Source organism: Rickettsia sp. TH2014 (assembly GCF_019249195.1).
Taxonomy (GTDB): Bacteria; Pseudomonadota; Alphaproteobacteria; order Rickettsiales; family Rickettsiaceae; genus Rickettsia; species Rickettsia felis.
In genome coordinates this window covers 1-9,161 of the sequence record NZ_MXAX01000256.1, presented here as the reverse complement: position 1 = coordinate 9,161, position 9,161 = coordinate 1, and the positions used below count along the sequence as shown (strand labels likewise).

Below are 9,161 nucleotides of genomic sequence, written 5' to 3'. Positions count from 1 at the left end.
ATAATTTTTATAATGTCTGTAAGATTAAATCTTGACTTCTACACATAAAGCATAAGATCAAAATATTCCAATAAGGTTCCTATAGATAACAACCCTACGGCTTGCTTCTGTTCTTTTGTCAAACTTTTTTGTTCTTTTTCGTAGCCTAGCATAATTCTTGTATAAAAAATTAAATTGTAAAAAGAATTATGCTGTTTTGTATAAAAGTCAATAAAGGATTTTTAAATAGATTAATAATATTTCTTAATGCTTAATTACAAATTAGAGGAGTATCTAATATATTAGACCAAACTTTATCCCAACCTTTTGCATGAGAAATATTAGGAAAAGTTTGCTTTTTTACACATGGTGAGTTACTTGTTTTTACGTAAAATTCTGCTATGAAAGGCGGGACTCTTTTGTCATTCATGCCGGAGAGATGTAATTGAGGGATATTATTAACTTGCTTTGCATAATTTATCGGGTTTAACGATTTAACTAAGTAACCACGATAATTATGATATTTATCAAATTTTTCAGTATCTAAATTACCGGCAATCGTTATAATATCTTTAACATTGTTATTTTGAGCGGCAATTAATATTGTAAGCCCGCCCCCACCGGAGAAGCCGACTAAGCTAAATTTTTGTCCGTTATTGATAATATTTATGACATTGTTAATTGAATCTACGACTTCCTGCCCCATTCTTTTATCTAACCAATAATCGCTAATGCATTTTGGGTTCATTTCTAAAGGAGTATATTGACAAGGTCGTGCTATATAAACAACATTTGGTCTTTTATCCATTGTAGCAAGCTTTAAGAGCGTCGGATTAACAGGGGTAGGGTTGTCCGAGTTAACGCCGCCATCCGCAAGATGCCCATCTCCCTCAATATAGAATACAAAAGGTAGGTGACTAGCGGTAATACGTTGATAAATCGTAAGAGTAAAATCACTACCGTTTACTAGCTGCATCCGAAAGTTATTTTGATTAGCTATATCTTGCGAATGTTTTACTCTGCTAGCGACATCATGAGTAGTAGAACAGCCTGAAAGAAATGTTGGTATTAAAAATATTATTGCCCAAATAATTTTTTTCATTATTACAGAGGTTTAAAATTACTGATAAGTTTTTCTAAATCCTTAGTCATAATAATATCGATCTGTCCTGAAGATTTTAGTTCTTCATCTGTTAATTCTTTTAAACCGCCACTTAAAGTAATTTGAACAATCTTATAATTTCTAGAACTCCAAAACTTTAAATAGGTATCTATATCTTTCATCCAAAATGGTGACCATTCTTGGAAAACAGTTAAGTTCGGAGAACGATCAATTAATTTTTGAGCTCCATAAACGGCATTTTCTTCAGCACCTTCAATATCCATTTGTAAGATATCGATAGTTTGAATTTCTTTTATACTGTCAATATTTACTGCATCAACTGTAATAAGCTCCTCTTTTTGTGTGGTGTCGAGTCTTTTAATATGGGAAGCATCGGTATTACCAGTATCTTTTGCTAAAAAAGATACTGTAGTATTTTCAGAGAATGCGGCTTTAGGGTATATTTTAGCATTAGTAATATTATTTAAAACTAAATTAGTTTCTAAAAACTTTAACACATAAGGATTAGCTTCAAAGATTGAAATTTGTCCTTCGTTTGCTAGCTTACTAATAAGAACTGCATGTATACCGATATGCGCCCCTAGGACTAGTACTTTATCTCGTGGTTTTATTATTTGACGCAATGCATTTTGGAGATGTGGCTCCCATTCAAGAGTGTCTGCAATATAATTACTTACATCATCTTTAGCTTTTAATAAAATATTTAAATTATTTTTATCTTTAATAAGCACCCCTCTAAAGTTAGAGTTTAAATTCAAGAGATTAGTATTACAATATGTTACTGGGCAGGGAGTGGATTCGGTCGTCACACATGTAGGATTACAAACAGACCCAAGTTTTGAGATTAATTGCTTATAATAGTTATTTCATTTTTTGTGCTTATAAATTCCTACTCCTAGTAAAATTAGTATAGAAATAATTAATAGCGTTATAATTTTGTTTTTATTTAATGTTGACATTTATGTATATCCTTGATTTTTTTATTAAAACGGTATTTCATCGTCTAGGTCGCTATGGTCAAAGGAATGATTTTTAGCTTCAGGATGTTTATATCCGCTATGCCCTGAATCTTGAGTATGATTATTAGAGTTTTTACTATCCAATAATATTAATTGTGAATTAAAATTTTGTAACACAACTTCCGTGGTATATTTTTCTTGACCTGAATTATCATTCCACTTACGGGTTTGCAATGAACCTTCAATATATAATTTACTACCTTTTGTAACATAGCGTTCTACAACAGATACTAATCCTTCACTAAATATCACTACTCTATGCCATTCAGTTCGTTCTTTTCGTTCGCTGGTAATGCGATCTTTCCAAGTTTCGGTTGTTGCTAAGGAAAGATTAATGATTTTTTTCCCTTCGCCCGTAGTTCTAATTTCCGGATCACGCCCTACATTACCTATTAATATTACTTTATTTAAACTACCTGCCATAGATTACTACCTATTTTAAAATATTATTATTGCAATAATAAAATAAAAGAGCCTATAATACTACAGGTTTTTTAAAAAATATCTCAAAAATTTTGTAGCGAAGTGATTATGAACCAAGAATATATTAAGGTACGCGGTGCTAAAGAGCATAATCTAAAAAATATAAATGTTGATATTCCAAGGAATAAATTTGTTGTTATCACCGGTCTTAGTGGTTCAGGCAAGTCTTCTTTAGCTTTTGATACTATTTATGCAGAAGGTCAAAGGCGATACGTTGAAAGCTTATCTTCATATGCAAGGCAATTCTTGCATTTACAAAATAAACCGAATGTAGAATCTATTTCCGGATTATCGCCTGCTATTGCAATTGACCAAAAAACTACTTCTAAAAATCCTCGTTCTACGGTTGGAACTATAACGGAAATTTATGATTACCTTAGGTTATTATATGCAAGGGTGGGTATTCCTTACTCTCCGGCAACCGGTCTTCCGATACATAGCCAAACAGTTTCTGAGATGGTAGATATAATTAATGAACTACCTAAAGGCACGAAAGTATATTTACTTGCTCCTATTGTTAGAGGACATAAGGGGGGGTTCAAACGTGAAATTATGAATCTGAAAAAGCAAGGCTTTCAGAAATTAATAGTTAACGGTGAAGTTTGTGAAATTGATGATTTACCGAAACTTGATAAAAATAAGAAGCATAATATAGAAGTCATCGTTGATAGAATAGTTCTAGACAAAAGTTTAGGTAATAGGCTTGCAGATAGCTTAGAGAGTTCGTTAAATCTTGCCGAAGGTATTACTTATTTAGAAATTGTAGAATTACCGCCGGCAGTTAAGACCGAATTTGAAAAAAATCAGCGCATTACTTTTTCCGAAAAATATTCTTGTCCGGTATCCGGTTTTCAGCTTACTGAAATAGAGCCTCGAATTTTTTCTTTTAATAGCCCTTTTGGAGCATGCCCTAAATGTGAAGGAATAGGTAAGGAGTTTTTCTTTGATAGAGAATTAATTGTTCCAGATCAAAGAATTTCCATTAAAGACGGTGCAATAGTACCTTGGGGTAGCACATCTCCTAAATTTATCCTAGAGACATTAAAGGCTCTTGCCGATCATTATAAATTTTCTATTGAAGTACCTTTTGTAAGTTTATCACAAAATGTTAAGGATATTTTATTTGAAGGTTCAGGAGAAGAAGCAATAAAATTTGAGTTTCACGACGGTTCTAAAACGCAAATAATAAAACAACCTTTTGCCGGTATAATACCAAGTTTGCAGGAAAAGGACCGTACTATAGAGTCGGTTTTAATTAAAGAGGAACTAGCTAAATTTAAGTCAGAACATAAATGTACTGCCTGCTCAGGGTTTAGATTAAAAGACGAAGCATTATGCGTTAAAATAGCGAATTTTCATATAGGCGTAGTAGCAGGTATGAGTATTGCAGCCTTGCAAAAATGGTTTAGTCACTTAGAAGAAAAATTAAATAAAAAGCAATTATTTATTGCTGAGCGTATACTCAAAGAAATTACTGAGAGATTAAAATTTCTTATGAATGTTGGGCTTGATTATCTAACGTTATCACGAGAAGCAGGTACTTTATCGGGAGGGGAAAGTCAGCGTATTCGTCTTGCATCTCAAATAGGATCAGGGCTTAGTGGTGTTTTATATGTACTTGATGAGCCGTCTATCGGTCTTCATCAACGAGATAATACAAGATTAATTGAGACACTAAAAAGGCTTAGAGATCTAGGTAATACCGTTTTGGTAGTCGAGCATGACGAAGAAACAATGTATGAAGCTGATCATATTATTGATATAGGACCGGGAGCCGGTATTCACGGCGGTCGTGTTATTGCAGAAGGCAATGTAGAAGAAATAAAGAATTTTGAAGAAAGTATTACAGGTAGGTATCTAAGCGGTCGTCAAACAATCAAAGTACCATCTGAAACAAGAGTAGGGCATGATAATAGGTCAATTGAATTACTTGGGGCGGTTTCTAACAATTTAGATAATGTTGATATCAAAATTCCGCTTGGTACGTTTACCGCTATAACGGGAGTATCGGGAAGTGGTAAATCAAGCTTGATGATTCATACTCTATATAAAGCGGCTCTAAAGCATTTAGAGCCGACTAGCAAAGTATTTCCGGGAAAATATAGAGAATTAAAAGGACTTGAATATATTGATAAAATTATCGATATTAATCAATCCCCGATAGGTAGAACTCCTCGTTCAAACCCTGCGACTTATACAGGTGCCTTTACCCATATTAGGGATTGGTTTGTGGAATTACCTGAATCAAAAGCTAGAGGGTATAAAGTAGGCAGATTTTCGTTTAACGTTAAAGGCGGTAGATGTGAAGCATGCCAAGGTGACGGGCTGATTAAAATAGAGATGCACTTCTTACCTGACGTATATGTAAAATGTGATATTTGTAATGGTCACAGATATAATAGAGAAACACTTGAAATAAAATATAAAGGCAAATCTATTGCCGATATTTTGATGATGACAGTAGAAGATGCAATGCAATTTTTTGAGAAAATCCCGTTAATCTATGAAAAACTAATTACCTTAAATGAAGTGGGTCTAGGCTATATTAAAATCGGTCAGTCTGCTACTACTCTTTCAGGCGGTGAAGCACAACGCGTTAAGCTTGCTAAAGAATTATCAAGACGTTCAACCGGTAAAACGCTTTATATACTTGATGAGCCGACTACGGGGCTACATATTGACGATATTAATAAATTGCTGAAAGTTTTGCATAAACTCGTTGATATGGGAAATACTGTTTTAGTTATCGAGCATAATTTAGATGTTATAAAAACGGCAGATTATATTATTGATGTCGGTCCTGAGGGCGGTGACAAAGGCGGTAAGATAGTTGTATGCGGTACTCCTGCCGATATCGCTGCTTGTGCGGAAAGCCATACCGGTAGATATTTAAAGCAATATTTGAAATAAGTCTAATGCCTATGGTCGTGGTGGTGGGTATAGAAGCCTAGAGAAGAAAGTGCATTTGAAAATTCAGAGTTAGGAGTTATTTCGTTTGGTATTCCGCTACAACATATATGACCGTTTAAGCATATCACTTGATCGGAGTTTTTTATTACGGTAAATAAATCGTGAGAGACCATAAAGGCCGTAATATTTAGCTTTTTACGAATCAGATTAATAAGTTGATAAAATTCTTGCTGGCTTGTTACGTCTAAAGATTGCAGCGGCTCATCTAAAATAATTAAGTCAGGATTATTAACTATTGAACATGCAAGAACTACCTTTTGAAACTGCCCTCCTGAGAGCTTAGAAATTTCTTGATCTTTTATATGTTCCAAATCAATAAATGAGTTAATCTCTTTAATATTACTATTAAAATTACTAGGTGCTAACAAATCTAAAAATTTTTTTACTGTAATAGGTAAATCAGGGGTTAATCCGAACTTCTGCGGTACATATCCGATTTTTAATTTGGGATCAATTATAATCTCGCCGTTTGTAGGTTTTTCAAGCCCAAGCATTAACCGTACTATGGTAGTTTTACCTGCACCGTTAGGTCCGATTAAAGTAGTGATATTGTTTTTCTTGACGGTAAAGCTAACGTTATTTATCGGCAATTTATTACCGAATTTTTTAGATACGTTACGAAACTCGATTATAGGTTTTTGCATGTGTCAGTTCACTCTTGTCATCCCTGCGTAGAACGTTCCGTCATTGCGAGAAGAAACTGTAAGTTTCGTCGAAGCAATCTCAGGAGTTTGTTATTATTTCATGAGATTGCCACGCAGCCTATGGTTGCTCGCAATGACGGTTATGTAGAATAAATGCCAATTAATTCAGTTTCAGCTAGTAAATGTTTCTGTAGAGCCAGCACTAAATCTTGCTTGCTAGCATTCTCATCAAGCTCAAGATAATCATTCAAAGCGTATAGTTTGAAAAAATAACGATGAGGTTTGCCGGCAGGCGGACAAGGGTCTCCGTATTTCTTTTCTTTCCAGCTATTATTTAAAGTTTTAATATTGCTATCTATTTGTCCTTCTGAAAGCTCAGTAATAGAAGTAGGAATATTATATATTATCCAATGATTCCATATACCATGCGGTGGTACTATTTCTATTGGTGCATCAGGATCATCCATGATAAGCACAAAAGATTTAGTATCTATAGGAGCATCACTCCACTCTAAATGCGGAGAAACATTCTGTCCTTTACAAGTAAATTTATCAGGAATACGCTCATTATGCTTAAACGCCGTACTTGTTATTATGAAAGTCATAGATTGTTCCTTAGGAATCGTTATCCCGTGATTTATTCACAGGATCCAGTAAAAAATGTACACTATAAGTTGTTGTTTTTCTGGATACCGTGGACAAGCCACGGTATGACAGTTAATTCACAACTTGCCATTGTCCGTCAGGTTGGCGGCATGCGTTACCGTATGCTTTTTGTTGTTTTCCGCCTATTGCAACTGTTTGAGTGTACTCACGGCAATATTGACCAGTGCTATTTCTATAAGTTTTATTAGGTGTTACGTAACCATGATTACCGTTATCCGGATTACGCCATTCTACGCTAGTGCCGCTAGGTGCTGCTTCTAAAGCTCTTTGTGAAGTGAGTTCAGCAAGTCTTCTATCCTGCTCATCCATACCTTTACCTATTTGTCCACCAAGAACTACCCCAAGTAATGCACCTACACCTACTCCGACAAGCTGTCCTTTGCCCTTACCGAATTGAGAACCAAGTAATGCACCGCCGGCACCGCCAAGAAGTGTTCCCGTACCTTGTTTATTCATACCGCCCGGACCGTTACAGGCTTGTAACATAGAAGCTACAAGAGCTATAATCATAATTTTAGATAATAGTTTCATATAAATTCTCTCTTATTAAATATATAATTTAATAAGTATATGGTTTTTAGAATTTTGTAAAGTTAAAACTAGATTCTATAAACAGAATTTAAATTATTTATATTTTAAAATATTATTTTTAATTTTGTTCACGGAACCTAATTATAATTGAATTTTATATTTTCTTTGTTAAACTACAAAAAATAAATTGGAAAGATTCGTTATGGATACTAATAGCCGTAATCGGTTAATAAAATCGGTATCTTATTTATCGGTTACTACGGCATTAATTATTTTAAGTATAAAATTATACGCTTGGGTTGTTACCGATTCGCAATCAATTCTTGCTTCTTTAATTGATTCAATGCTTGATATAACTTCTTCCTTTATTAATCTAATAGCTTTAAGATTTGCCCTGCAACCGCCCGATCATCATCACAGGTTCGGGCATGAAAAAATGCAGGATTTAACAATTTTTTCTCAATCGATATTTTTCTTTGCTTCAGCTTTTTTTGTAGGCTTTTCTTCGGTTAAATCTTTATTTGAAAAAACAAAACCGGAGAATATCAGTGACGGTACTACGGTAATGCATGTATGTATATTCTTAACAATTATTTTAGTACTTTATCAAACTTATGTAATTAAAAAAACAGGATCGGAGTTAGTAAAAGCCGATAAACTTCATTATTTTACAGACTTATTAACTAATGTTATAGTAATTATCTCTATAAATTTAAGTGATTATTTTTGGTTTGCTGACCCATTATTTGGTGTAGTTATTTCGTTATATATATTTCACTCTTCTTATTCTTTATTTAAAAAGGCATTTAAAAATTTAGTCGATCATGAATTACCTGAGCAAGATAGACAAAAAATTATCTCGATAGTTAATAACCATTTAGGCGTAAAAGGTATGCACGAAATGAAAACTAGATATGCCGCTCAAAAAGCTTTTATTCAGTGTCATTTGGAAATGGACGGCAATATGTCGCTTTATAATGCTCATAAAATTAGCGATGAGATCGCTTTTGAAATATTGCAGGAATTTCCAGAGGCTGAAATAATTATCCACCAAGATCCTTTTGGAATCGAAGAACACGTAAATTACCGTGAATATATTGTTAGATAAAAAAACGGATTTTAATAATTTTTTCATGGAGCAAGCTTTAAAACAAGCAGGGATTGCTTTTGATAAAAATGAAGTTCCGGTCGGAGCGGTGATTGTAGATAGGTTAAATCAAAAAATCATTGTTAGTAGTCATAATAATACCGAAGAAAAAAATAACGCTCTTTATCATGCTGAAATTATTGCTATTAATGAAGCATGCAATCTTATATCTTCTAAAAATTTAAATGATTATGATATTTACGTTACTTTAGAACCTTGTGCCATGTGTGCAGCGGCTATAGCTCATAGCAGGTTAAAACGTTTATTTTACGGGGTTTCTGATTCCAAGCACGGAGCAGTCGAAAGTAATTTACGATATTTTAACAGTAGTGCTTGTTTTCATAGACCGGAAATATATAGCGGAATTCTTGCGGAAGATTCGAGGCTATTAATGAAAGAGTTTTTTAAGAGGATACGATAATCATGGTAGAATTGTTGATACCAAAACCGTCATTCCTGCAAGACCTTGTTGCGTAGATATAAAAAAAAGTAGCTGCGAACTAAGAAAAGTAGTAAATCGACAAAAAACTTAACCACAAGTGTGTATGTCAAAGCTACAAAAAGTTTGCAACTGGAAAGAATATAACAGAAGTTTAAAG

10 protein-coding genes and 1 pseudogene are annotated in these 9,161 nt (G+C 33.8%); 4 read left to right on the top strand and 7 right to left on the bottom strand.

The window, feature by feature from the left end:
* Positions 1-41 precede the first annotated feature (41 nt).
* The 4 genes and pseudogenes from KYQ89_RS05365 to KYQ89_RS05350 form a co-directional block, all read right to left on the bottom strand.
* A pseudogene (locus KYQ89_RS05365) lies at positions 42-152 on the bottom strand (MFS transporter); the annotation flags it as partial.
* A gap of 98 nt (positions 153-250) precedes the next feature.
* Positions 251-1,081: an alpha/beta hydrolase family protein gene (locus KYQ89_RS05360; protein ID WP_218460723.1), complete on the bottom strand. Its 831-nt coding sequence runs from the start codon at positions 1,079-1,081 to the stop codon at positions 251-253.
* A gap of 2 nt (positions 1,082-1,083) precedes the next feature.
* Entirely contained in the window at positions 1,084-1,860 is a 777-nt protein-coding gene (locus KYQ89_RS05355) for an FkbM family methyltransferase (protein WP_218460722.1), read from the bottom strand.
* A gap of 225 nt (positions 1,861-2,085) precedes the next feature.
* Positions 2,086-2,544 carry a single-stranded DNA-binding protein gene (locus KYQ89_RS05350; protein WP_218460721.1) on the bottom strand — a complete coding sequence of 153 codons (459 nt, stop codon included), beginning with the start codon at positions 2,542-2,544 and terminating at the stop codon, positions 2,086-2,088.
* A gap of 108 nt (positions 2,545-2,652) precedes the next feature.
* Between KYQ89_RS05350 and uvrA the strand changes: the two genes are divergently transcribed.
* Complete coding sequence (gene uvrA / locus KYQ89_RS05345) at positions 2,653-5,514, top strand: excinuclease ABC subunit UvrA (RefSeq protein ID WP_218460720.1); 2,862 nt, start codon at positions 2,653-2,655, stop codon at positions 5,512-5,514.
* A 2-nt stretch (positions 5,515-5,516) separates the two neighbouring features.
* On the opposite strand, the gene KYQ89_RS05340 is transcribed toward uvrA, so the two are convergent.
* Positions 5,517-6,218: a metal ABC transporter ATP-binding protein gene (locus KYQ89_RS05340; RefSeq protein WP_218460719.1), complete on the bottom strand. Its 702-nt coding sequence runs from the start codon at positions 6,216-6,218 to the stop codon at positions 5,517-5,519.
* On the opposite strand from KYQ89_RS05340, the gene KYQ89_RS05335 reads away from it, so the two are divergent.
* A complete protein-coding gene (locus KYQ89_RS05335; RefSeq protein WP_218460718.1) occupies positions 6,219-6,371 on the top strand; it encodes a hypothetical protein in 153 nt (50 codons plus the stop codon). It abuts the gene before it with no gap.
* Here KYQ89_RS05335 and KYQ89_RS05330 read toward each other — a convergent pair.
* Positions 6,359-6,823: a YbhB/YbcL family Raf kinase inhibitor-like protein gene (locus KYQ89_RS05330; protein ID WP_218460717.1), complete on the bottom strand. Its 465-nt coding sequence runs from the start codon at positions 6,821-6,823 to the stop codon at positions 6,359-6,361. The two genes, KYQ89_RS05335 and KYQ89_RS05330, sit on opposite strands and share 13 nt — an antisense overlap.
* A gap of 112 nt (positions 6,824-6,935) precedes the next feature.
* The gene (locus KYQ89_RS05320) at positions 6,936-7,415 is read right to left on the bottom strand and encodes an RT0821/Lpp0805 family surface protein (protein WP_218460716.1); all 480 of its coding nucleotides are present in this window, start codon (positions 7,413-7,415) and stop codon (positions 6,936-6,938) included.
* Positions 7,416-7,617: 202 nt separating this feature from the next.
* On the opposite strand from KYQ89_RS05320, the gene KYQ89_RS05315 reads away from it, so the two are divergent.
* Positions 7,618-8,523, top strand: coding sequence for a cation diffusion facilitator family transporter (locus KYQ89_RS05315; RefSeq protein ID WP_218460715.1), 906 nt, complete (start codon positions 7,618-7,620; stop codon positions 8,521-8,523).
* Entirely contained in the window at positions 8,504-8,983 is a 480-nt protein-coding gene (locus KYQ89_RS05310) for a nucleoside deaminase (protein ID WP_218460714.1), read from the top strand. The genes KYQ89_RS05315 and KYQ89_RS05310 overlap by 20 nt, the downstream gene beginning before the upstream one ends.
* Positions 8,984-9,161: the final 178 nt, after the last annotated feature.

What these genes read in the sequence shown, in the direction of transcription:
- KYQ89_RS05350 (WP_218460721.1), bottom strand. Translation starts at nt 2,544, where the DNA reads ATGGCAGGTAGTTTAAATAAAGTAATATTAATAGGTAATGTAGGGCGT.
- uvrA (WP_218460720.1), top strand. Translation starts at nt 2,653, where the DNA reads ATGAACCAAGAATATATTAAGGTACGCGGTGCTAAAGAGCATAATCTA.
- KYQ89_RS05340 (WP_218460719.1), bottom strand. Translation starts at nt 6,218, where the DNA reads ATGCAAAAACCTATAATCGAGTTTCGTAACGTATCTAAAAAATTCGGT.
- KYQ89_RS05330 (WP_218460717.1), bottom strand. Translation starts at nt 6,823, where the DNA reads ATGACTTTCATAATAACAAGTACGGCGTTTAAGCATAATGAGCGTATT.
- KYQ89_RS05320 (WP_218460716.1), bottom strand. Translation starts at nt 7,415, where the DNA reads ATGAAACTATTATCTAAAATTATGATTATAGCTCTTGTAGCTTCTATG.
- KYQ89_RS05360 (WP_218460723.1), bottom strand. Translation starts at nt 1,081, where the DNA reads ATGAAAAAAATTATTTGGGCAATAATATTTTTAATACCAACATTTCTT.
- KYQ89_RS05315 (WP_218460715.1), top strand. Translation starts at nt 7,618, where the DNA reads ATGGATACTAATAGCCGTAATCGGTTAATAAAATCGGTATCTTATTTA.